The sequence below is a fragment of the Amycolatopsis sp. NPDC004772 genome, assembly GCF_053601215.1.
In genome coordinates this window covers 57,007-79,285 of the sequence record NZ_JBSGBK010000006.1, presented here as the reverse complement: position 1 = coordinate 79,285, position 22,279 = coordinate 57,007, and the positions used below count along the sequence as shown (strand labels likewise).

The window sequence follows — 22,279 nt, the reverse complement described above, 5'->3', positions numbered from 1 at the left end:
CCCCGCCGGGCGGATCGCGGGTAACCCACCCGCCTCGCGGTACGGCGCACGGCGGGCCGTCGTGTTCACTGGGGCACGTGGATACCGCGACCGAACCCGAGACCGAGCAGGTCGTCTTCGTCACCGAGGACGGCGTGCCCACCGGCGAAACCGGCCCGAAGCTGGCCAGCCACCACGAGCACACCCGGTTGCACCTGGCCTTCTCGTGCTACGTCCTGCGGCGCAGCGACAACGCCCTACTGATCACCCAGCGTGCCCTTCACAAGAAGGTCTGGCCGGGGGTCTGGACCAACAGCGTCTGCGGCCACCCCGCGCCTGGCGAAGCGCTCGAGGACGCCGTCCGGCGCCGCGCGGGCTACGAGCTCGGCCTGCCGTCGCTGTCGGAGCTGCACTGCGTGCTGCCGAGTTACCGCTACCGGACGCCGCCGTTCCAGGGGATCGTCGAGAACGAGTTCTGCCCGGTGTTCGCCGCGTGGGCCGACGCCGAGCCGGCGCCGAACCCGGAAGAGGTCGGCGACTGGCGCTGGGTCGCCTGGACCGACTACACGGAGTTACTGAACGATGCGACGGCTAATGTGAGTTACTGGGCCAAGGACCAGTACTCGCAGCTCAAGGGCATCGAGCCGTTCTCCGGGCTTTGAGCCGAGCGCTTCGGAGAGTCACCGTCACAGTCCCGTTTGAGCGAAATTCATCTTCTTCGGCACCGGTACCTCAAGCGCGGCCGTCCCCTCGACGACAACCAAGGGGTGGTGGAGGTCGGGATGGTCGCCGAGGGCGAAGGCGCGCTGGGCCGGGCGGCCGGCCCGCAGCCGCCGGACCTGCTCCGCCTGCACGAGGCCATCGCCGGCCTCTTCGCCACCCAGGGCGACTGGCGGCGGGCCTACCAGCACCTGCGGTCCGCGCTGGACATCGCCCGCGACGGCAGCCTCCGCGACGCGCTGACGTCGAGTTACAACCGCCGTTACCTCGACGAGCGCCTGTACGGACCGCTCACCGACCGTCCGCCGCTGTCGCTGGCGCTGATCGATCTGGACCACTTCAAGGGCATCAACGACACGTACGGTCACCTCGTCGGCGACCGCGTCCTGCGCCGGGTCGCCGATCTGCTCCAGGAGAACCTGCCGCCGGACGGCTTCTGCGCCCGCTACGGCGGCGAGGAGTTCGTCCTGTGGTTGCCGGGCGTCGACGCCGGGCGGGCTCTCGGTGTCGTCGACGGCGCCCGGCTGCGCGTCGCCCGTCATCCCTGGTCAGAACTCCAGCCGGGCCTGCGCGTGACCATCAGCGCCGGCCTCGCGCACGAGCCCGGCACGCCGTCGTCGCCGGAGCGCCAGTTGCGCCGCGCGGACGGTCTGCTTTATGCCGCGAAACGCGCGGGCCGCAACAAAGTCGTCTATCACGACGCGCAAACGACACAGTTAATAACCCACTCTGAGTAACGCAAAGGGTGCATTACTCCGTCTGTCGACAAGGGGTATCACCCGTTTGTCGACGCGCACCGGCCGTTCGTCGACTCAAGGTGAAGAAAATTCCGATGGGGTGTCGTCACGAACGGGGGGTATCCGTACGATAACGAAAACCGCCGGGGGAACGATCACCTCCTGCGGGGGAAGACGGCCAAGTCGAAGCAACCCTTCGATCGCGCGAAAGGAGACCGAGTGCCGGACGAGCTCGACAGCCCGGGAACCGGTCGCCGCCCCGACGTTCCCGCGCGCCCCCGGCCCGGACGGCGCCGGTCGATGGAGGACCAGGGCGGGATCAGCGTCTCCGACGTCGTCGCCAAGACCACCGGCGCTCGCCCGGTGCCGCCGCGCGAGCAGCAGGACCGCCCCGACCAGCCGGGACGCCGGGTCCGCGCCGCCGAACCACCGGCCCCGCCGCGGTCGTCGCAGCCGCGCGCCCCGCGGCCGGCGCAGGGGCCCGCTGAAGACCCAGTACCCACGGACGCCACACGTCAACCGCGCGCGCCCCGCCCCCGCCAGCCCCGCCGCACGACGGCGGCCGCCCCGCTGCCCGAAGCCCCGCTCCAGCGACGCCCGCCGGCGGCCAACCCGGGCCCGCAGCAGACGTCGGCGGCGCAGCAGCCGCCCCGACGCCCTCGCCGCCCGGGGGCCGAGGACGGGCCCGCACCGCGGCGCGCGCCGCGCCCGGACTCAGGTGCACCCCAGCGGCCGACGCCGGACAGCCCGTCGCCCCGCCGGGCTGATGGGGCCGCGGGCCGCCGCCCGGCCGGTCCGGTCGACGCAGGTGCGCCGCGCCCTGCCGCGGACGGCCCGCCGCCCCGCCGCACCGGCGAAAACCCTCGGCGCCCGGCCGACGCCGCAACCCCGCGCGCCACGCCGGACAGCCCGGCGCCCCGCCGAGCCGCCAATGGGGTCGAGGCTCCGCGGCCTGCCGCGGACGGCCCTGCGCCCCGCCGCACCGGAGAAGCCGCAGGCCGCCGCCCGGCCGACGCCGCGTCCCCGCGCGCCACGCCGGACAGCCCCGCACCACGCCGCACCGCCAACGGGGCAGCAGCTCCGCGCCCCGCCGCCGACGGCCCTGCAGCTCGCCGAGCGGTCGACGTGTCAGCAGCTCAGCATCCCTCCGACGGTGGTGTGCCGCCGCGGGCTGCTCTTGATCCGCTGACCATGACCGATGAAATGGAAGCGATCGACGAGGCCACCCAGTACCGGCGCAAGATCGATCACACCCTCGCCCGGTTCTCCGCGGCCCACGATGAGATGGAAGCCGAGGAAGCCAAGCGGCGGGAACGTCGTGAGCGGCTCTCGCCCGCCTCCATCCTCGAGAGCACCCGCACCGCCCTTCAGCGCGTTGTCACCACTATCCCCTCCGAAGCCGCCGAAGCCGAAGCAGCGGCCGAGCTCAGCCGGCAGCAGGAAAAGAAGCGGCGGTCGGCTCTCGCCGGGCGGATCGCCGCCGCCGTCGTTGCCGGGCTCGTCTTCCTCGGGATCGGGGGTGCCTGGGGCGCTCAGACCTACTTCGACGCGAAGTTCACCCAGGTCTCCGCGCTCGACGAGAACTCCTCCGACATCCAGGACGCCGAGGCGCAGGCCAACGACGAGAACTTCCTGATGGTCGGCTCCGACACCCGCGACGGCGCCTCCGCCGAGGAAGGCGTCGGCACCGCCGACAGCACGCCCGGCGCGCGGAGCGACACCGTGATGGTCGCGCACATCCCGGCCGACCGGAAGCGGGTCGTCGTCACGTCGTTCCCGCGCGACCTGGAGGTCAACCGGCCGGACTGCCAGAAGTGGGACCCGGCGCAGAACAAGACCACCGACGAGGTCTACAAGGGCGCGAAGTTCGCCAAGCTCAACACCGCCTACGCCGTCGGCGGGCCGGCCTGCGTCACCAAGGTGATCCAGCAGATCACCGGGCTGCGGATCAACCACTTCGTCGGCATCGACTTCAACGGCTTCAAGGAAATGGTCGACGCCGTGCACGGCGTCACCATCCACAACGAGATCCCGATCGACGACACCATCCTCGGCAAGGTGTTGCTGCAGACCGGCGACGTCACGATCTCCGGTGACCAGGCGCTGAACTTCGTCCGCGCGCGGCACGTCAAGGGCGACCCGACGTCCGACTACGGCCGGATCAAGCGGCAACAGGAGTTCATCGGCGCGCTGCTGAAGAAGGTCATGTCTTCGGACGTCGTGCTCGATCCCGGGAAGCTCAGCGACTTCATCAACGCCTTCGCGAAGGCGACCTTCGGCGACAACCTCGGCGTCAAGCAGATGATGACGCTGGCGCAGTCGATGAAGGGCCTGGACCCGTCGAAGATCGCCTTCCTCACCGTCCCGACGGTCGGCATGGCCAACAACCGCGGCAACGAGGTCCTCGTCGTCAGCAAGACCAAGGCGCTCTTCGACGCGCTGCGCAACAACACCCCGCTGCCCGACCCGAACGCGCCCGTCCCGGCGAGCGAGCAGGCGCCGCCGACCAGCACCTCGAAGTCGAAGAGCAGCGGCAGCTCCAAGTCGACCACCACCCGCAAGAGCAGCGGAAACGGCTGATCCGCGAGGATCGTTAGGCCGGGTTCACGTGCGGTTCACCCGGCGATGCGGTATTTGGCCACCCTTGGCCGTAGGGTTGGCCCATGCGTGAGGCTTACCATGTCGAACTCGAACAGCTCGCCGACCACCTGGCCGCGATGTCCGTCCAGGTCGCCGACGCCATGGAGCGCGCCACGCGCGCCCTCCTGGAGGCCGACCTCAGTCTCGCCGAGCAGGTGATCAGCGACGACTCGAAGGTCGACGACGCCCGCGCCCAGTGCGAGGAGCAGGCGTACGCCCTGCTGGCCCTCCAGGCGCCCGTGGCGACCGATCTGCGCACGGTGCTCGCGGCGATCCACGCCGCGGAGAGCCTGGAGCGCATGGGCGACCTGGCCCTGCACGTGGCCAAGGCCGCGCGGCGCCGCCACCCGGAGCCGGTGCTGCCGGACTCCGTCCGCCCGTACTTCTCCGAGATGGGCGAGGTCGCGGTCAAGCTGGCCCGCCAGGTCGAGCAGGTCATCCACTCCAAGGACGTCGAAGCGGCGAAGACCATCGAGTCCGAGGACGACCAGGTGGACGACATCCACCGCCACCTGTTCACCGTCCTGATGGACCGCGAGTGGCCGTACGGCGTCGCCTCCGCCGTCGACGTGACGCTGCTGGGCCGGTTCTACGAGCGCTACGCCGACCACGCGGTGTCGGTCGCGAAGCGGATGATCTTCGTGGTCACCGGCAAGATGCCGGGCTACGGCACCGACGACGACATCTGAGCCACGCAAGCGAAACCGCCCCCGGTCGCGGCCGGGGGCGTTTTCATTGCTCCACTTAGGACAAAAGAAAGGCTTTTCCCGCCGCCCCGAGCGCGGCGGGAAAAGCCTTCCCGGTCAACGGCAACTCAGCCGAACCGGCCGGAAATGTAGTCTTCCGTGGCCTTTTCGTCCGGGTTGGAGAAGATCTTCTCCGTGTCGTTCAGCTCCACCAGCCGGCCCGGCTGGCCGACACCGGCGAGGTTGAAGAACGCCGTCTGGTCGGAAACCCGGGCCGCCTGCTGCATGTTGTGCGTCACGATGACGATCGTGTAGTCCTTCTTCAGCTCGCCGATCAGATCCTCGATCGCCAGCGTGGAAATCGGGTCCAGGGCCGAGCAGGGCTCGTCCATCAGCAGCACGTCCGGCTGGACCGCGATCGCGCGGGCGATGCAGAGCCGCTGCTGCTGACCGCCCGAGAGGCCGCCGCCCGGCTTGTTCAGGCGGTCCTTGACCTCGTTCCACAGGTTCGCGCCGCGCAGGGCGCGCTCGGCGATGTCGTCGAGGGTCTTCTTGCCCTTGGTGCCGCCCAGCTTCAGGCCCGCGACGACATTGTCCTTGATGGACATCGTCGGGAACGGGTTGGGGCGCTGGAAGACCATGCCGATCGTGCGGCGCACCTGGACCGGGTCGACCGCCGACGCGTAGATGTCCTCGCCGTCGAGCAGCACCTGGCCGTCCACGCGGGCGCCGGGGATCACTTCGTGCATGCGGTTGAGCGTGCGCAGCACCGTCGACTTGCCACAGCCCGACGGGCCGATGAACGCGGTGACGTTGCGCGGCGGCACCGACAGGGTGACGCCGTCCACGGCGTGGAACTTGCCGTAGTAGATGTCCACGTCCTTGACGTCGATTCGCTTGGCCATCAGGAACAGCTCACTTCTTCTTCGGGGCGACGAGGCGCGCGAACACGGTGGCGAGGAGGTTGATGATCGCGATGATGAGCACGAGGGTCAGGGCCGCGCCCCAGATCCGGTCGAAGCCGACCGTGCCCGGGTCCATCGGGTTGCTGACGCGCTCGTTGTTCATCAGCAGCGGCAGCGCGGCCTGCTCGCCGCTGAAGATGTCCCAGTTCGTGTAGGCCGAGTAGCCGACCAGGACCAGCAGCGGCGCCGTCTCACCCATGACGCGGGCCAGCGCCATCATGATGCCGCCGATGATGCCGGACAGCGCCGTCGGCAGCACGATCTTCATGATCGTCTTCCACTTCGGCACGCCGAGCGCGTACGACGCCTCACGCAGGTCGTCGGGGACGATCCGCAGCATCTCCTCCGACGACCGGACGACGACCGGGATCATCAGCAGCACCAGGGCCAGCGAGACGGCGAAACCGCTGCGCGGCAGGCCGAAGGTGGTGATCCACAGCGCGTAGATGAACAGCGCCGCCACGATGGACGGGACACCGGAGAGGATGTCGACCATGAAGGTGGTCGCCTTCGCGAGCTTGCCGTTGCGGCCGTACTCGACGAGGTAGATCGCCACCAGCATGCCGATCGGCACGGCGATGATCGCGCACACCAGGCCCTGCAGCAGGGTGCCGATGATGGCGTGCAGCACGCCGCCGCCTACCTCGTCGGACAGGACGTCGCCGAAGTCTTCGGTCCACCAGTTGCTGTAGGGGATCCGCTTGATGCCGTCGACGATCACCGTGTAGAGCACCCACACCAGCGGGACGACGGCGATCAGGAACGACAGCCAGACGAGCGTGGTCGCCAGCCCGTTCTTGACCTTGCGGGCCAGGCTGACCTGCTGGAAAGCGGGGGTCGTCGCGGGGGCTTCGAGCGTGGTGGTGGACATGCTCAGTCCCCCTTCTTGTCACCGATGATGGACCGCGCGGCGAAGTTCACGACGAAGGTGAGCACGAACAGCACCAGGCCGGCCGCGATGTACGCCCCGGCCGAGACCTCGTTGTTGAACTCGCTGTAGTTCGCCGCGATCTTCGACGCGAACGTGGCGCCGCCGTCGAAGAGGCTCCAGTCGAAGTTCTTGCCCTGCGGGATGAGCAGGATGACGGCCAGCGCGATCGTCTCGCCCAGCGCGCGGCCGAGACCGAGCATGGACGCGCCGACGTAGCCCGCCTTGCCGAACGGCAGCACCGTCGTGCGGATGACCTCCCAGCGCGTCGCGCCGAGCGCCAGCGCGCCCTCGATGTGCGGCGTCGGCGTGCGCTCGAACACCTCGCGCGAGAGCGACGTGATGATCGGCAGGATCATCACGGCCAGCACGATGCCGGCGGTGAAGATCGTGCCGCGCACGCTCGGCGAGACGTTGCCGGGCGCCAGCAGCGGGAACCACGAGAACGTGTCGTTGACCCACTGCGAGAACGGCTCGATCGCCGGCGCGAACACGAGGATGCCCCACAGGCCGAAGATGATCGACGGCACCGCGGCGAGCAGGTCGATGATGTAGGCGAACGGCCGGGCGAGCCGCGGCGGCGCGTACTGCGTCAGGAACAGCGCGATGCCCAGCGAGACCGGCATCGCGATGATCAGCGCCACCAGCGACGTCGCGACGGTCACCTCGAGCAGGTCGAGGATGCCGAACGACATGTTCGCCGGGTCGTTGGTCGACCAGCCGTGGTTGGTCAGGAAGTTGGCCTTGTTGGCCTGCAGCGCCGGGATGGCCTGGATGAGCAGGAAGAGCCCGATCAGGCCGATCAGGGCGACGACGAAGATCCCGGCCCCGGTGGTCAGGTTCTGGAAGATGCGGTCACCGGGCCGCACCTTCTTCGGTTTCTCGGCCGCGGGCGGCTGCTTGTCCGCCGGCGGGGCTGCTTGCTCCGAAATCGGGACCTCCGGGGGCGTCGTGACGGACGACGAACGCCCACCGGGGTCGCCGGTGGGCGTTCGCGTCGAGGATGACTCGCTCATCAGCTACTTCTGACCAGCCTCTATCACTCGGATGTCAGTCGCAACAGGTCAGGAGATGGCCTTGACCGCGGCCAGGACCTTGGTCTGCAGCGACTGCGGGATCGGCACGTAGCCCTTCGACGACAGCGGCTGCTGGCCGTCGGTGGCCGCCACCGTCAGGAACGCCTTGACTGCCTTCGCGACGTTCGGGTCCGCGTACTTCGAGCAGACGATCTCGTAGGTCGTCAGCAGCAGCGGGTACGCACCCGGGGTGTTGCTGGCGTAGATGCCGTTGAGGTCGAGCGCGAGGTCGTTGGAGCCGTCCTTGAGGAACTTCGCCGCGTCGAGGGACTTGGCCACGTTCGCCGCGTTGAGCTCGACGCCGCCGGAGCCGCTGTCGATCAGGGCCGGGGTCAGGCCGTCCTTGGCGAACGCGCCCTCGACGTAGGTGATGCCGCCGTCGGAGGCCTTCACCGCGGTCGCGACACCGTTGGAGCCCTGGGCACCGTTGCCGACGCCACCGTTGAACTTCTTGCCGGCACCCTTGGTCCAGTCGGCCTTCGCCGCCGCGCCCAGGTACTTCTGGAAGTTGTCGGTGGTGCCCGATTCGTCGGCGCGCGAGACGACCTGGATGGCCTTGTCCGGCAGGTTCAGGCTCTCGTTGCCCTTGACGGCCTTGATGGCCGGGTCGTTCCACTTGGTGATGGTGCCGCTGAAGATCTTGGCGGTCACCGACGGGGTCAGCACCAGCTTGTCCACACCGGACAGCTTGTAGGCGACCGCGATCGGGCCGACGACCAGCGGGATGTTCCAGGCGTCGCTGGCGCAGCGCTTCTTGGCCGCCTCGGCGTCGGCGTCCTTGATCGGCGAGTCCGAGCCGCCGAAGTCGATCTGGTTGGCGTTGAACTGCTTGACGCCCGCGCCCGAGCCGCTCGGGTTGTAGTTCACCTGCTGGCCGGAGCACTTCTTGCCGTACTGCTGCGTGAAGATGTCGATGGCGTTCTTCTGGGCCGACGAACCTTCCGCGGAGAGCGGGCTCTTGCCACCGCACTCCACGTCGGCGGTGCCGGTGGCAGCGGGCGCCGAAGCCGTGTTCGAGGCGCTGCTGTTGGTCGCCGCGGGGTCGGAACCACAGGCGGCGAGCACGAGGGCGGCGCTCGCGACGATGCCCACCGCGCTCAGGGGCCGCATGATCTTCACTGCTGTTTCCTCCATCAGGAGCTTGACCGGGTCGTCGCGGCGTGCTGCCGCGCCGGATCCGGACATTAGGCAGCCACGGTGGACGGGCGCCCCTCTCCAGATGAACGGAAAGTGAACAAGGTGCCGGGTGTGAGCAGTGCTACTAGCCCGAAAGAGTGCCGTGTCCCGCCCGTGACCTGGGCGTTCGCACACTGTGACGGATTGTTGGCGCGCCGTTTGTAACGGTCACCGTCCGTATTGGACGTCTGTCTCGTACCGCGCGAACCCCAGCTTGGTATAGACCGCCAACGCCGGCGCGTTGTCGCCTTCGACGTACAGGATGATCTGCCGCAGCCCCCGGTTCGCGAGGTACCGGAGCCCGGCCAGGGTGAGCGCCCGCCCGAGCCCGCCGCCCTGCGCGGCCGGGTCGACGCCCACGACGTACACCTCGCCGACGCGCTCGCCGCCGAACCGGCCGGGCGTCGGCTCGTGCACCTTCGTCCAGTGGAAGCCGATGACCTCGCCGTTTTCTTCGGCGAGGAAGAAGCCGTCGGGGTCGAACCAGGGCCGGGCTTCGTCGGCGCGGACGTCGTCGGCGGTCAGCGCGCCCTGCTCGGGGTGCCAGTCGAAGGCCCGCGCGTTCACCCGGACCACGGCGTCCTCGTCCTGGCCCGGTACGAAGGTCCGCAGCGAGACGCCGTCGCGCAGGATCGGCTCCGGCCAGTCCGCGCCTTCGACGTCGACGTGCAGGATCAGCAGCTCGCGCTTGCGCTCCAGGCCGGTCTTCACCGCCAGCTTCTGCGCGGCCGGATGATCGCCGTGGGCCCAGACGCGGAAGCCGACCGCGGCCCGCTCGTCGAGCGCCTGAAGCAGCTTCGCGCCGTATCCGCGGTCACGGTGGGCGGGGTGCACGAACAGCTCGGCGACCTGGTGGCCGAAGGAGTCACCGGTGGTGTCGAGGTGCGCGTAGCCGACGACTTCGCCCTCGACGCAGGCGACGAGGTGCTCACCGCCGTCGAACTCGCCGGGCAGCGGGCCCTCCGGCGCGACCTCGGGCCGCCCATCGGCCTCCCGCACGGCCAACAGCAGCCCGCGCACGTCCTCGAGCTGCTTTTCGTCCAGTTCCTGCCGCCACTCTCCGGTCACCCCTGCGACCGTACCCGCGGCCGAGGCAACGCGACGGTTGTCACCGCGTCCAGGTGAACGTGGGGACGTCGTCAGTGCGCGAGTTCGGGGGTCTCGGCGGGCGCTTCGGCCTGGGCCGGGACGCCCGGCCGCGGACCGCCGCTCTTGGCCGGCCGCTCGAACTTGTAGCCGACGTTGCGCACGGTGCCGATCATCTGCTCGTGCTCCGGGCCGAGCTTGGCGCGCAGCCGCCGGACGTGGACGTCCACCGTGCGCGTGCCGCCGAAGAAGTCGTAGCCCCAGACCTCCTGCAGCAGCTGGGCGCGGGTGAACACCCGGCCGGCGTGCTGCGCGAGGTACTTGAGCAGCTCGAACTCCTTGTAGGTGAGCTCGAGGGTGCGCTTGCGCAGGCGCGCGGTGTAGGTCGCCTCGTCGATGACCAGCTCGCCGACCCGCAGCTCGGCGTCGACCTGGGCGGAGCCGCCGTCGCGGGTCGTCACCAGGCGCAGCCGGGCGTCGACCTCGGCCGGGCCCGCGGTGGGCAGCAGGATGTCGTCGGTGCGCCACTCGGCGCTGACCGCGACGAGCCCGCCCTCGCCGACGACGGCGATGATCGGCGTGGCCGCCTCGTCCTCGCCCGTGCCCTTGAGCAGGCGGCAGAGGCTCTTCGCCGAGGCCAGGTCGCTGCGGGCGTCGAGGAGGATCACGTCACGGTGGCCCGCGTCGAGCAGGGCCGTCACCTCGGGAGCGCGGACGCGTACGGTGTGCGGCAGCAGGTCCAGCGCGGGAAGCACCGAGGTGGCGTCGGCCTCCGCAGTCAGTACCAGAAGGTCCAGGCTCATCAGCCGCACCGCCTTCGCGTCGTCGCCGCACAGCGGCGTTGGTCGGTGCTAAGTGAGAATAGCGGCTGAACGGCCGGGCACCTAACCCTTGCTGGATCGATCACACCTGGAGGAATCCCGGTGTCCCCGACGAACAGGAGTACGGACGCGATGGTGAGCAGGCCCGTGACCCGGGACGACCGACCCGCACCGAGGCCCGACGCACGACGCCGCGGCCGTCGGGCCCGGCGCTGGGTGATCGCACTGATCGTCCTGGTCCTGCTGCTGGTCGGCGCCGATTTCGGGGCCGCGGCGTTCGCCGAGCACATGATTTCGCAGAAGGCCCGCACGCAGCTGCAGCTGAGCGACGACCCGTCGGTGACGATCCACGGCTTCCCGTTCCTCACGCAGGCGCTGAGCGGTGACTACAGTCACATCAGCGTGTCCGCCGCCGGCCTCCCGGTCGCGGACAAGCTGCAGGACGTGGCGGTGAACGCCGAGCTCGAGGACGTCAAGGCGCCGCTGTCCGACCTCACGAACGGCAACACGAAGGCGATCACCATCGGCCAGCTGACCGGCGCGGTCACCATCAAGGCCGCCGACCTGGCCCGGCTGTCCCCGCTGGACAAGATCAAGGACCTCCGGATCGAGCCGTCGACCACCGAGTACGTCCAGAACGGCGACAGCGGGCAGAGCGAGCCGGCGCCGACCACGACGAAGACCACCGAGGGCCAGCCCGACCAGGACGAGTCGAGCACCGGTGTCCGCATTTCGGGACACCTTCAGTTCGCGGGCAAGGATCTGGAAATCTTCTGTTTCGCGATGATCGAGGCGGACGCGGCCAAGGGCACGATCAACTTCCTCCCGAAGCGCCTGCAGTTCGGGAACGACCAGGAGACCACGGTCGTCCCGCAGGCGGTGCAGAAGGCGCTGATGCCGAACTTCAACGCGTCGATCAGCACGAAGGACCTGCCGCTGTCGGTCACCCCGACCGGCGTGCGGGTGCAGAGCGGCTCGGTGACGATCAAGGGCAAGGCGGCGAACGTGTCGTTCGCGGACCTGAGCAAGTAGGGAGCGGTGCGGTGACGGGGCTGTGGGTGCTCGTGGCGACGCTGGTGGCCGCCGCGGCCGTCGGCGGGCTGCTCAAGGCCCGCAACGGCCGGGTGCGGGCCGCCAAGCCGGCCGCTCGCGAGCTGCCCGCCCCCGTCACCGACGTGCTCGACCCGGCGTCCGCCGTGACGCTGGTCCAGATCTCCACCACCTTCTGCGCGCCCTGCCGGCACGCGAAGGCCGTGCTCGCGCCGCTGGCCGAGCGGACCGACGGCCTGCACCACGTCGAACTCGACGTCACGAACCAGCCCGAGGTCGCGCAGTCGCTGTCCGTGCTGCGGACGCCGACCACGATCGCGCTGACCCCGGACGGCCGGGAGCTCCTGCGCGTCGGCGGCGTCCCCAAGGGCCCCGAACTGCTGGACGCGCTGAGGCCGCATCTCACAACGCGGACGTCCTGACCGGGATTCTTCCCGGATCCTGGGAATCGTCCCAAGGTATGAACGTGGTTCCCACCTTGAGAGAGCGCTGGGTACCCTCGCACCCGTGACCGGGCTGACCAGCTTCTTCCTGACGCAGCGGCGCGCAGTCGACCTCTGCCGCGTCCGCAGCAGCCTGTGTCGCGTTCAGTCCGACCGGCACTGAACTCCCCGATCCGGTCCCCGCCAGCCCTGATGCCGCTGACGCGTGCCGTTCGCACGCACCCCTTGCTCCAGCTGGAGGCACCATGTCCGCCGGACCGGCCGTCGACCCGCGCGGCCCGCGGTTCGCCGCCATCCTGACCACGATCGTGCTCGCGGTCGTGCTGGTCACCGAGTGGTGGCCGCTGCTGGCCGTCCAGACCGTCGTGTTCGCCATCGGCGCGTTCGTCGGGCTGAAGCAGGCGCCGTACTCGATCGTCTACCGCGCGCTGGTGGCCCCGCGCCTCGGCCCGACGTCCGAGCGCGAGGACGCGGCGCCGCTGCGGTTCGCCCAGGCCGTCGGGTTCGTGTTCGCGCTGGCCGGCACGGTCGGCTTCGCCGCCGGGATCACCCCGCTCGGCATCGTCGCGACGGCGTTCGCGCTGTTCGCGGCCTTCCTCAACGCGGCCTTCGACTTCTGCCTCGGCTGCGAAATGTTCTTGCTGATCAAACGCTTCAGCCCCGCCCGCGCGTCGTCCTGAAGTCCAACCCAGAAAGAGAGTTCTGTTCTCATGAGCCGTGAAGACGTCCTGGTCACCACCCAGTGGGCCGAGGAGAACCTGGACACCCCCGGCGTCGTGTTCGCCGAGGTCGACGAGGACACCACCGCCTACGACGCCGGCCACATCCGGGGCGCGGTGAAGTTCGACTGGCGGAACGACCTGCAGGACGGGGTGCGCCGCGACTTCGTCTCCAAGGAGGGCTTCGAGAAGCTCCTCTCGGAGAAGGGCATCGCCAACGACGACCTCGTGATCCTCTACGGCGGCAACAACAACTGGTTCGCCGCGTACGCGTACTGGTACTTCAAGCTGTACGGCCACGAGAACGTCAAGCTGCTCGACGGCGGCCGCAAGAAGTGGGAGCTCGACGGCCGTGAGCTGAACTCCGACGACGTCAAGCGCGACACCACCGAATACAAAGCCCAGGACCAGGACCTCTCGCTGCGCGCGTTCCGCGACGAGGTCGTCCAGTCGATCGGGTCGAAGAACTTCGTCGACGTGCGTTCGCCCGACGAGTTCTCCGGCAAGCTGCTCGCCCCGGCGCACCTGCCGCAGGAGCAGTCCCAGGTTCCCGGCCACATCCCCGGCGCGCTGAACGTGCCGTGGGCGAAGGTCGCCAACGAGGACGGCACCTTCAAGACCGAGGAAGAGATCAAGGAGCTGTACAAGGACGAGGGCATCGACGAGGGCAAGGGCACCATCGCCTACTGCCGCATCGGCGAGCGCTCGTCGATCGCGTGGTTCGCGCTCCACGAGCTGCTGGGCTACGAGGACGTGAAGAACTACGACGGTTCATGGACGGAATACGGCTCGCTCGTCGGCGTGCCGGTCGAGTTGGGAGCCAAGTGATGGCGGTTGACGACAGCTGCGGCGCACCGGTCCAGGAGGCCACGCCGGCGGACTTCGACACGCGCGGGCAGGTCGTGCTCGCCGGCAAGGTGACCGGCGCGAACGGGCCGGTCGGCGGCGCGTTCGTCCGGCTCCTCGACGGCGGCGGCGACTTCACCGGCGAGGTCGTCTCGTCGGCCGACGGCGACTTCCGCTTCTACGCGGCGCCGGGCGAGTGGACGGTCCGCGCGCTGCACCGCTCCGGCAATGGCGAAGCCTCGGTCACCGCCGAGGGCCCCGGCCTGCACCAGCTGGCCATCTCGGTCGCCTGAGTTCCGCTTCACCCGCGAAGGCCTCCCTGCTCCGGCAGGGAGGCCTTCGCGCGTTCCGGCCGGGTGACCGTGCTCACCGCGCCGACCCTGCGCAGGGCCGTTCCGCACCCGGCGGACTATTCTGCGGGGCGTGGAAGCCTTCTTTACGACTCTGCTGGTCCTCGCCGGCATCGCGATCACCTGGTTCGCCGTGTACGTCGTCTACCGGCTGTACGCGGACCAGCGCTGACCCATGACCGCCAGCGGCGACGAAGCCATCGTGGCAGCGGAGAAGCGCGCGGAAAGCACCCGCACGCGCAACCTCCCGCTGTGGGACGACCTGCCCATCCCCAACGACACCGCGAACCTGCGCGAGGGGCCGAACCTCAACGACGCCTGCCTCGCGCTGCTGCCGCTCGTCGGTGTCTGGCGCGGTGAGGGCGAGGTCGACTACCCGACCATCGACGGCCCGCGCAAGTTCGCGCAGCAGCTGACGATCTCCCACGACGGCCGCCCGTTCCTGATCCACGAGTCCCGGGCCTGGCTGCTGGACGACGAGGGCAACGTCGTCCGGCCCGCCGCCCGCGAGTCCGGGTTCTGGCGGCCGCAGGAAGACGACACGATCGAGCTGCTGCTCACCCACAACACCGGCATCGTCGAGCTGTACTACGGCAAGCCGCGCAACCAGACGTCGTGGGAGCTCGGCACCGACGCGGTGATCCGCACGGCCACGGCCAAGGACGTCACCGCGGCCCAGCGCCTGTACGGCCTCATCGAGGGCTCCCTCGGCTACGTCGAGGAGCGGGCCATGGTGGGCCAGGAGATGCAGCCGCACACTTCGGCGCTGCTGCACCGCGTCGTCGGCTGACGCCGTGCGCTGGCGGCGGTGCGGCGAGGACGCCGCCCTGCTCGACTGCGACTCGCCGGACCAGCTGCGGGCCGCCCACGCGACCGTGCTCGCCGCCCGGCCGCCCGGGGTCGTCGACCTCGTGCCGGGCGCGCGCAGCCTGCTCGTCGTCGGCGGCGTCGCGGCCGTGCGGGCCCTGCTCGAAGCCGCCGATCTCACGCACCCGCCCGCGGGCGAGCCGCGCGAAGTGACCCTCGACGTCCGCTACGACGGCGAGGACCTGGCCCTGATCGCCGCCGACGCCGGGATTTCGCCCGAAGCCGTCGTCTCGATGCACACCGAAGCCGGTTACACGGTCGCGTTCACCGGGTTCGCACCTGGCTTCGGCTACCTGACCGGGCTTCCAGCTCCGCTCCAGCAGCCACGCCTGGAGACGCCGCGCACCTGCGTCTCGGCCGGGTCGGTCGGGATCGCCGGCGAGTTCACCGGCGTCTACCCGCGCGAGTCGCCGGGCGGCTGGCGGCTGCTCGGGCACACATCGGCCACGCTGTTCGACCCCCACGCGGACCCGCCCGCACTGTTCGCGCCGGGGGACCGCGTGCGCTTCCGGAGCGTCCGGTGAGGAGCCTGGAGGTGCTCGACCCCGGGCGGTACGCGCTGGTCGAGGACCTCGGCCGGCCCGGGTACGCCCACCTCGGGGTCGCACCATCGGGAGCGCTCGACCAGGTGTCGCTGCGGCTGGCGAACCGGCTCGTCGGCAACGCCGAGGACGCGGCCGGCATCGAGGCGCTGTTCGGCGGCCTCTCCGTGCGGTTCCCGGCCGCGGTGACGGCGGCGGTCACCGGCCCGGCGGTCGACGTCCGGGTCGACGGCCGCCCGGCCGGCTCCCACGCGCCACTGGCTGTTCGTGCCGGTCAGACGTTGACGCTGGGGACGCCTTCCGCCGGTCTCCGCTGCTACCTGGCCGTCTCGGGAGGCATCGCGGTCGAGCCGGTGCTGGGCAGCCGGTCCCGGGACGTCCTGTCCGGCATCGGCCCGGCGCCGCTGAGCCGCGGTGACGTGCTCCCGCTCGGCACCCCGGGGATCCCCGCGGGCGCGGACGTCGTCGTGCCCGTGCGGGCGCCCGGTGAGCTCGTGGTGCCCGTGACGCTCGGCCCCCGCGACGACTGGTTCGACGACCCGGCGGGCGGGCTCTCGGCGGGCTGGACGGTGACGGCCGAGTCGAACCGCGTCGGCCTGCGCCTGGACGGGACGCCGCTGCGGCGGGCCGTCGACGGCGAGCTGCCCAGCGAGGGCGTCGTCACCGGCGCGATCCAGGTGCCGCCGAGCGGGCTGCCGGTGGTGTTCCTCGCCGACCACCCGACGACCGGCGGCTATCCGGTCGCCGCCGTCGTGAAAACGACCGCGCTGAGCGCCCTCGCGCAGGCTCGGCCGGGTACCCGAATCCGGTTCCGGCCTTCCTGAGCAAGGCGTACCGCCGCGCGGGTGAGACCCGGGTCACCCGGTGCACCCGTCCGGGTAGGGGCCGGAACCATGTCGCGCCGTCGCCCGTCCTCATAAGCGTGGAACAGGTGACGATCAGCGGTGGCGCGGGTTTCCTCGACGTGAACGCACGGGCGCGGGCGGAGCTGCCGCAATCGCTGCGGATCGCGCTGGCCACCGGGCAGCTGCGCCGTCCGCTGGCCACCACGCTCGGGCCGGTGCTCGACCTGCTCGTCGACGGCGACTACCGGGTGAGCGGCCCGGAGCGGCTCCCGGAAGACCAGCTGCTCACGCCGACCGACGCCTGGCCGCCGTCGGACGAGGCCCGCGTCGGCTACTACCGGACGGCCATCCGCACCGGGCACCGGCCGGTCGCGGTGGTACTGGCCGACGGCGAACGCGAGCTGATCATCGACGGCCACCACAAGATCGCCGCCTACCGCGCCGAAGAGGTCGCCCCCGCCGTCGTCCGGATCACCCAGGGTCAGGCGTATTCGCCGTCGTAGGCCGCGACGAGCTCGGCGTACACCGCTCGGGAATCGGGCAGGCGCTCGCCGTCGAGGGTGTGCACCCGGGTCAGCTTGCGGACGCTGGAGGCCATGAAGACGCCGTCGCCCTCGACGAGGTCGCGCACGGTCAGCGGCTCCACTTTGATCGCCCAGCCCGCCTTCTCGGCGCCGCGGAACAGCGCGGCCTGGGTGGTACCCGGCAGGATCCCGATGCTCGACGGCGGCGTGTAGAGCGTCCGCCCCTTCGCGAGCACGACGGTCGAGGTCGGGCCTTCGAAGATCGATCCGTCGGCCGCGGTGAAAATCACATCTTCGGCTCCACGGCGGCCCGCCTCCCGCACGGCGGCCATGTTCATCGCGTAGGACAGCGGCTTCGCGCCGAGCAGCAGCCAGGGCGCGCGCTCGGCGAGATCCGGCGGGAAACCGCGCTCGAGGGTGATCGCGGCGACGCCTTCGGCGCGGGCCTTGAGGATCGCCGGGGCGACCTCCGAACCGAGCGCGAAACCGGTCGGCGCCGCGGCCGGATCGCCGTCGGATCCCCTCGTGTACACCAGTTTCAGCACCATTTCGGGGCCGCCGGCCCACCTTTCGAGCACCCGCGAAACGACCCGTTCCCAGGCCGCGAGGTCGGGCTCGGGGAGGTCGAGCATGGCCGCCGAACGGGCCAGCCGGTCGAGGTGCGGCCGAAGCTCGCGGGGCTCGCCGTCGACGACGAGGATCGTCTCGAAGACGCCGTCGCCGCGCAGCAGCCCGAGGTCGTCGACCTTGATCTGGGCCACATCGGGGTCGGCCGGGGTTCCGTCGAGGAAGACGAGCACGCGCATGCCGACACCGTACTCACCTAGGCTGGGCGGTATGCCGTACCGCTCGCCGCTGCTGGACGTGCCCGGATCGATCCCCGCCCCCGACGACCACCCCGAAGCCGGCGTCCCCTGGCACTGGGGAGACCCCTTCGCGGAGCAGCGCACGGCCTCGCGCAGCGTGGTCGTGATCGACCGGTCGCACCGCGAGTTCCTCGCCGTGACCGGCGAAGAACGGCTGTCCTGGCTGCATCTGGTGATCTCCCAGCACGTGACCGGCCTGGCCGAGGGCTCCGGCACCGAGGCGCTGGTCCTCGACAGCCAGGGCCGGGTCGAGACGCACATGGTGCTGGCGCACCTCGACGGCACGGTCTACCTCGACACCGACGCCGGCACGCACGTGACGAGCGCACTGCCCAAGGGCGGTCCCCAGACGCTGCACGAGTACCTCGAGGCGATGAAGTTCTGGTCCAAGGTGGACATCCGGGACGCGACGGGCGAACTGGCGCTGCTCACCGTGCTCGGCCCGGACGCCGAGCGCGTGCTGAGCGCGGTCGGCGCCGAGGTCGGCCCCGAGCCGTACGCCGTGGCGGCGCTGCCGGGCGGCGGCTTCGCGCGCCGGATGCCGTGGCCCGGCCGGTGGAGCGTCGACCTGGCGGTGCCGCGCGCGGCGCTGGCGGACTGGTGGCAGCGGCTGACGGACGCGGGCGCGCGGGCGGCGGGCAGCTGGGTGTTCGACGCGCTGCGCGTCGAGTCGGTCCGGCCGCGGCTGGGCGTCGACACCGACGACCGCACGATCCCGCACGAGGTGGGCTGGGTCGGCTCGGCCGCGCACGTGGCGAAGGGCTGCTACCGCGGCCAGGAAACGGTGTCGAAGGTCCACAACGTGGGACGCCCGCCGCGGAACTTGCTGCTGTTGCACCTCGACGGCTCCCCCGAGGTCACCCCGGAGACCGGCGACCCGCTGCTGCTCGACGGCCGGACGGTCGGCCGGATCGGCACGGTGATCCAGCACCACGAGCTCGGCCCGATCGCGTTGGCGCTGGTCAAGCGGTCGACACCGGTGGGCGCGGAGCTGCTGGCGGGGTCGGAGGACAACCTCGTCCAGGCGGCGATCGACCCCGACTCGGTGCCCGCGGAACAGCCCGCGCCGGGCCGTGCGGCAGCAGCGCAACTCCGTGGCTGAACGAAAGCCCCTGACAGCGAGATCACGCTCAACCGGGATAAACTGCGCTGTGATCGAAGTGCGGCCCGGTGGCAGGCGGCGGATCGACCGCGTGCTCGGCCCGGGGTACCTCAGCGGCCTGGGTGAACTGCCGCTGAACGTGCTGCGCGAGCGGCGTGACGAAGCCGCGCAGGAAGAGACCGACCTGTCCTACCTGCGCCGTCTCCTGCACGCCCGGATCGACATCGTGCGCGCGGAGCAGGCCCGGCGCAGCTCGGGCGGCGAAGCGAGCATCGTCGACCAGCTGGCGACGATCCTGGCGGACAACGCACTGGGCCCGGCGGCGGGCTCGGGCCGGCACCAGCAGCTGGAGCCGTCCCGCGCCGGCGAGCACCGCCGGCACGCGGAGGCCCTGATCGGCGACACGGACCTGACCGACGTCGGGTCCCTGTCGGACGAGAAGCTCGCTTCCGCTTTGGACACGTACGCGCGCGAAGAGCTGTCGGTGTCTTCGTTCCGCCGCGAGGTCCAAGGCGTGATGGACACGCTGAACGCGGAGATCGCGAAGCGCTACCAGCAGGGCTCGGCCACAGTGGACGAGCTGCTGGAGAACGAAGGCGGCCGCGGCGAGTGAGCAACCCGGTGCTCGCCGAAGTCGTGCGGTCGGGTTTCGTCGAAAGCGTCCACCGGGGCGCGTTGGTGATCACCGGCCCGGAGGGCGCGGTCCGGCTGGCGCTGGGTGACGTGGTTTCGCCGGTGTACCCGAGGTCGTCGAACAAGCCGCTGCAGGCGGTCGGCATGCTGCGCGCGGGGCTGGATTTCACGGGCGAGGACCTGGCGCTGGCGTGCGCCTCGCATTCGGGCGAGCCGGGGCACGTGAAGCGGGTCCTGGAGCTGCTTTCGGCGGCGGGCCTGAGCGAGACCGACTTGGCGTGCCCGCCGGACTTCCCGTTGCACCTGCCGAGCATGCGCGACGCGGCCGAGCCCCGGCGGGTGATGATGAACTGTTCGGGCAAGCACACGGCCATGCTGACGACGTGCGTCCGGGCGGGCTGGCCGGTGCCGGGGTATGCCGAGCCGGACCACCCGCTGCAACAGCACCTCGCTGAGGTCGTGTCGTCGCTTGTGGGTGAGCCGATCGCCCACACGGGTGTCGACGGCTGTGGAGCACCGTTGTTCGCGTTCTCCCTGACGGGGTTGGCGCGCGCGTTCGGCCGGATCGCGGCGGCGTCGGAGGGCCCTTCGGCGGAGGTGGCGTCGGCGATGCGGGCAAATCCGTGGCTGGTGGCGGGAACGGGCCGCGAGGACACGGCACTGATGTCCGGTGTGGAGGGTCTGGTGGCCAAGGCGGGCGCGGAGGGCGTCCAGGCATTCGCACTGCCGGACGGCTTCGCGGCGGCAATCAAGATGGACGACGGCGCGAAGCGGGCCTGCGCACCACTGGCGGTGACGGCGCTGCGGTACCTGGGGGTGGATGTGTCGGGTCTGGAAGAGCTGGCACACCCGCCGGTCTTGGGTGGCGGGCAGCCGGTGGGCGAGATCCGAGTGCCGGAGTTGCGCTGACGCTGGCTGGTTGCCTCCGCCGTGCCGCGTTGGCCGCTTCTCGCGCTGCCACCCGCCTGCTGCCGCGCCGCCGAACCTCGCTGGCCGCCTCCGCCGCGTCACCTTGGCCGCGCCGTCGAACCCGCCAGCCGGGCCCGCCGCGCCGCCTGACTGCATCGCCGAACCCGCCGACCCACCCTGGCTGCACCGCCGAACCCGCCGGCCACTTCCGCCGCGCCGCCGAACCCCGCTGGCCGCCTCCGCCGCGCCGCCGGAGCCCTCGGCCGCCCCTCTGTCGCAGCTGCGGGCCGACCGAGCGTTGCGGCCGCTGGTCAGCGCAGCACGCGGCGGTCCGTGGCTGAGCAGCCCCCGTTTTCCACGCTACCGGTGGGCACCGACAGTTTCGGGGCGGAGAGCCGCCCTTGCCGTCCGGTTGTCCACTAGTTGGCGCGCTCGCGGGCGGCCACATCGCCCCAGAACTCGCGCAGGTCCGAGAACAGCTCGGCCAGCTCCTCGACGTTGCCCGAGCGTAGGGCGTCCAAGATGTCGTGGACCTCGTCGGCTGTGTTGTCGGCCTCCAGGACCGGGTCGGTGAACAGCTGGACCAGGCCGCCGTAGTCGAGCTCGATCACCGAGTCTTCGTGGAAGTTGTCCAGCCAGCGGCGCGTCTCGAACAGCACTCGGCCCGGCCCCGAGTCGCCGAAGGTCTGCTCCAGCAGGTCGCCTGCCTCGCGGGCGCGGTGCTGGGCGTCGGCGAGGGTGGCGCGCCAAGACAGTTCTCGCTGGGGGTCGGCGCGGCCGTTGCCGAGGACCAGGCGGCGCTCCTCCGGCTCGATCAGCACGAACCACGGCAGCGGCACCGTCCAGGTCGTCGACAACGTGTGCGCCGCCGACGTGGTCAGGTCCGCCATCGCCGACTTCGTCCGGGCGCGGATCGTCTCCTGGGTGAAGCCGCCTTCGTCGAGGACGACGTTCTTCAGCGCCGGGTGGGCGTCGCCGAGGAAGGTGACCAGGGCCGCCGCCGAGCGGGCTCGCAACTCCAGCGGGCAGACCAAGGGCCCGTTCTCGGCTTTGCCTCCGGGCACTTCAGCGGGGTCGAGGACCAGGACGTCGGTCAGCAGGCTCGGCGCCGGACGGCCGTCCGCGAGCTCGGCCGGCAGCAGTCGCCGGGGGGCGGCCACCTGTGACTTGAGCCACATGGCCTGCTCGCGCGCTCCCGCGTCCGTCCGCCGCAGCTTGGCCGCCGCGACGGCCGCACGCAGCCGTTCGTCCGGCGGATCGCCCAGGGCGAGCAGGGGTTCGTACACCCGCAGGTAAGCCACGAAGGGACGGAGCACGGGTAGATCGTGGCACGTCTACCTGCACCGATCGTCACCGACCGGCCGGTAACCGGTGTCCGGCGAACACTGTCGCGACCGGCACACCGTGCCACGTCGCATCGAACCCCCCGGACACGGTACGGTGTGAGCAGGAAAGAATTGTCGAGACGATGCGGGGCCGCCGATTCCCCCGGCCGCCCCGCCCCTGTGCGAGGGGGTCGAGCCATGGGGCGCGGCCGGGCTAAGGCCAAGCAGACGAAGGTGGCGCGTGAGCTCAAGTACAGCTCGCACGAGACCGACTTCGATGCTTTGCAGCGCGAGCTGTCGAGTAACTCCTCCAGTGACAACCACCACGAGGACTCTGCCGACAGCCGGTATGAAGACCCGTACGACGACGGGTACGACGAGTACCGTCGTTGAGCACGCGTAACCGCGCGAGGGCGTAGCCGGGCACCACCCGGCGACCGCCCT

Annotated in this window: 26 protein-coding genes; 18 read left to right on the top strand and 8 right to left on the bottom strand. The window is 70.7% G+C overall.

The features are described from left to right. Positions 1-77 precede the first annotated feature (77 nt). From idi to phoU, 4 genes are all read left to right on the top strand, one after another. Positions 78-641, top strand: a complete 564-nt coding sequence (gene idi, locus ACWEF6_RS05955) for an isopentenyl-diphosphate Delta-isomerase (protein ID WP_449681867.1) — start codon at positions 78-80, stop codon at positions 639-641. A gap of 120 nt (positions 642-761) precedes the next feature. Continuing rightward, positions 762-1,436, top strand: coding sequence for a GGDEF domain-containing protein (locus tag ACWEF6_RS05950; protein WP_449681967.1), 675 nt, complete (start codon positions 762-764; stop codon positions 1,434-1,436). A gap of 1,191 nt (positions 1,437-2,627) precedes the next feature. Beyond that, positions 2,628-4,016 (top strand): LCP family protein, encoded by a 1,389-nt coding sequence (locus tag ACWEF6_RS05945; protein WP_449681866.1) that lies wholly within the window; start codon positions 2,628-2,630, stop codon positions 4,014-4,016. Positions 4,017-4,099: 83 nt separating this feature from the next. Then, positions 4,100-4,765, top strand: a complete 666-nt coding sequence (gene phoU, locus ACWEF6_RS05940) for a phosphate signaling complex protein PhoU (protein ID WP_449681865.1) — start codon at positions 4,100-4,102, stop codon at positions 4,763-4,765. 125 nt (positions 4,766-4,890) lie between these two features. Here phoU and pstB read toward each other — a convergent pair whose 3' ends face one another. The 6 genes from pstB to ACWEF6_RS05910 form a co-directional block, all read right to left on the bottom strand. Continuing rightward, a complete protein-coding gene (gene pstB / locus ACWEF6_RS05935) occupies positions 4,891-5,667 on the bottom strand; it encodes a phosphate ABC transporter ATP-binding protein PstB (protein ID WP_086862623.1) in 777 nt (258 codons plus the stop codon). A 10-nt stretch (positions 5,668-5,677) separates the two neighbouring features. After that, entirely contained in the window at positions 5,678-6,598 is a 921-nt protein-coding gene (pstA, locus tag ACWEF6_RS05930; RefSeq protein ID WP_449681864.1) for a phosphate ABC transporter permease PstA, read from the bottom strand. Between the two features lie 2 nt (positions 6,599-6,600). Beyond that, complete coding sequence (gene pstC, locus ACWEF6_RS05925) at positions 6,601-7,524, bottom strand: phosphate ABC transporter permease subunit PstC (protein WP_449681966.1); 924 nt, start codon at positions 7,522-7,524, stop codon at positions 6,601-6,603. A gap of 195 nt (positions 7,525-7,719) precedes the next feature. Then, positions 7,720-8,850 carry a phosphate ABC transporter substrate-binding protein PstS gene (pstS, locus tag ACWEF6_RS05920; RefSeq protein WP_449681965.1) on the bottom strand — a complete coding sequence of 377 codons (1,131 nt, stop codon included), beginning with the start codon at positions 8,848-8,850 and terminating at the stop codon, positions 7,720-7,722. A gap of 225 nt (positions 8,851-9,075) precedes the next feature. After that, positions 9,076-9,975 (bottom strand): mycothiol synthase, encoded by a 900-nt coding sequence (gene mshD / locus ACWEF6_RS05915; RefSeq protein WP_449681863.1) that lies wholly within the window; start codon positions 9,973-9,975, stop codon positions 9,076-9,078. A 71-nt stretch (positions 9,976-10,046) separates the two neighbouring features. Continuing rightward, complete coding sequence (locus ACWEF6_RS05910; protein ID WP_449681862.1) at positions 10,047-10,796, bottom strand: winged helix-turn-helix transcriptional regulator; 750 nt, start codon at positions 10,794-10,796, stop codon at positions 10,047-10,049. 150 nt (positions 10,797-10,946) lie between these two features. Here ACWEF6_RS05910 and ACWEF6_RS05905 point away from each other — a divergent pair, with 150 nt between their 5' ends. From ACWEF6_RS05905 to ACWEF6_RS05860, 10 genes are all read left to right on the top strand, one after another. Beyond that, positions 10,947-11,846 carry an LmeA family phospholipid-binding protein gene (locus tag ACWEF6_RS05905; RefSeq protein WP_449681861.1) on the top strand — a complete coding sequence of 300 codons (900 nt, stop codon included), beginning with the start codon at positions 10,947-10,949 and terminating at the stop codon, positions 11,844-11,846. A gap of 11 nt (positions 11,847-11,857) precedes the next feature. After that, the gene (locus tag ACWEF6_RS05900; RefSeq protein WP_449681860.1) at positions 11,858-12,286 is read left to right on the top strand and encodes a TlpA family protein disulfide reductase; all 429 of its coding nucleotides are present in this window, start codon (positions 11,858-11,860) and stop codon (positions 12,284-12,286) included. 85 nt (positions 12,287-12,371) lie between these two features. After that, positions 12,372-12,470, top strand: coding sequence for a putative leader peptide (locus ACWEF6_RS05895; protein ID WP_310969441.1), 99 nt, complete (start codon positions 12,372-12,374; stop codon positions 12,468-12,470). An 82-nt stretch (positions 12,471-12,552) separates the two neighbouring features. Beyond that, entirely contained in the window at positions 12,553-12,987 is a 435-nt protein-coding gene (locus ACWEF6_RS05890; protein WP_449681859.1) for a DUF4395 domain-containing protein, read from the top strand. Positions 12,988-13,017: 30 nt separating this feature from the next. Beyond that, positions 13,018-13,854 (top strand): sulfurtransferase, encoded by an 837-nt coding sequence (locus ACWEF6_RS05885; RefSeq protein ID WP_449681858.1) that lies wholly within the window; start codon positions 13,018-13,020, stop codon positions 13,852-13,854. Then, the gene (locus tag ACWEF6_RS05880) at positions 13,854-14,165 is read left to right on the top strand and encodes a DUF1416 domain-containing protein (protein ID WP_310969444.1); all 312 of its coding nucleotides are present in this window, start codon (positions 13,854-13,856) and stop codon (positions 14,163-14,165) included. The genes ACWEF6_RS05885 and ACWEF6_RS05880 overlap by 1 nt, the downstream gene beginning before the upstream one ends. A gap of 232 nt (positions 14,166-14,397) precedes the next feature. After that, positions 14,398-15,012 (top strand): FABP family protein, encoded by a 615-nt coding sequence (locus ACWEF6_RS05875; protein WP_449681857.1) that lies wholly within the window; start codon positions 14,398-14,400, stop codon positions 15,010-15,012. Between the two features lie 4 nt (positions 15,013-15,016). Further along, complete coding sequence (locus ACWEF6_RS05870) at positions 15,017-15,613, top strand: 5-oxoprolinase subunit B family protein (protein WP_449681856.1); 597 nt, start codon at positions 15,017-15,019, stop codon at positions 15,611-15,613. Beyond that, positions 15,610-16,455 (top strand): 5-oxoprolinase subunit C family protein, encoded by an 846-nt coding sequence (locus ACWEF6_RS05865; RefSeq protein ID WP_449681855.1) that lies wholly within the window; start codon positions 15,610-15,612, stop codon positions 16,453-16,455. Before ACWEF6_RS05870 ends, ACWEF6_RS05865 begins: the two co-directional genes overlap by 4 nt. Before the next feature lie 98 nt (positions 16,456-16,553). Further along, complete coding sequence (locus tag ACWEF6_RS05860) at positions 16,554-16,979, top strand: hypothetical protein (protein WP_449681854.1); 426 nt, start codon at positions 16,554-16,556, stop codon at positions 16,977-16,979. Here ACWEF6_RS05860 and ACWEF6_RS05855 read toward each other — a convergent pair. Further along, positions 16,958-17,806 (bottom strand): aminodeoxychorismate lyase, encoded by an 849-nt coding sequence (locus ACWEF6_RS05855; protein ID WP_449681853.1) that lies wholly within the window; start codon positions 17,804-17,806, stop codon positions 16,958-16,960. The two genes, ACWEF6_RS05860 and ACWEF6_RS05855, sit on opposite strands and share 22 nt — an antisense overlap. Positions 17,807-17,837: 31 nt before the next feature. On the opposite strand from ACWEF6_RS05855, the gene ygfZ reads away from it, so the two are divergent. From ygfZ to ACWEF6_RS05840, 3 genes are read left to right on the top strand one after another with little or no spacing between them, the layout of a single operon-like run. Continuing rightward, a complete protein-coding gene (gene ygfZ, locus ACWEF6_RS05850; protein WP_449681852.1) occupies positions 17,838-18,968 on the top strand; it encodes a CAF17-like 4Fe-4S cluster assembly/insertion protein YgfZ in 1,131 nt (376 codons plus the stop codon). 49 nt (positions 18,969-19,017) lie between these two features. Next, the gene (locus ACWEF6_RS05845; RefSeq protein WP_191315250.1) at positions 19,018-19,581 is read left to right on the top strand and encodes an RsiG family protein; all 564 of its coding nucleotides are present in this window, start codon (positions 19,018-19,020) and stop codon (positions 19,579-19,581) included. Continuing rightward, positions 19,578-20,510 (top strand): asparaginase, encoded by a 933-nt coding sequence (locus ACWEF6_RS05840; protein WP_449681851.1) that lies wholly within the window; start codon positions 19,578-19,580, stop codon positions 20,508-20,510. The genes ACWEF6_RS05845 and ACWEF6_RS05840 overlap by 4 nt, the downstream gene beginning before the upstream one ends. Before the next feature lie 419 nt (positions 20,511-20,929). On the opposite strand, the gene ACWEF6_RS05835 is transcribed toward ACWEF6_RS05840, so the two are convergent. Then, positions 20,930-21,826 carry a hypothetical protein gene (locus ACWEF6_RS05835; protein ID WP_449681850.1) on the bottom strand — a complete coding sequence of 299 codons (897 nt, stop codon included), beginning with the start codon at positions 21,824-21,826 and terminating at the stop codon, positions 20,930-20,932. Positions 21,827-22,033: 207 nt separating this feature from the next. Here ACWEF6_RS05835 and ACWEF6_RS05830 point away from each other — a divergent pair, with 207 nt between their 5' ends. After that, on the top strand, positions 22,034-22,228 hold the full coding sequence (locus tag ACWEF6_RS05830; protein ID WP_091319261.1) for a DUF3073 domain-containing protein: 195 nt from the start codon (positions 22,034-22,036) through the stop codon (positions 22,226-22,228). The last annotated feature ends 51 nt before the right edge of the window (positions 22,229-22,279 follow it).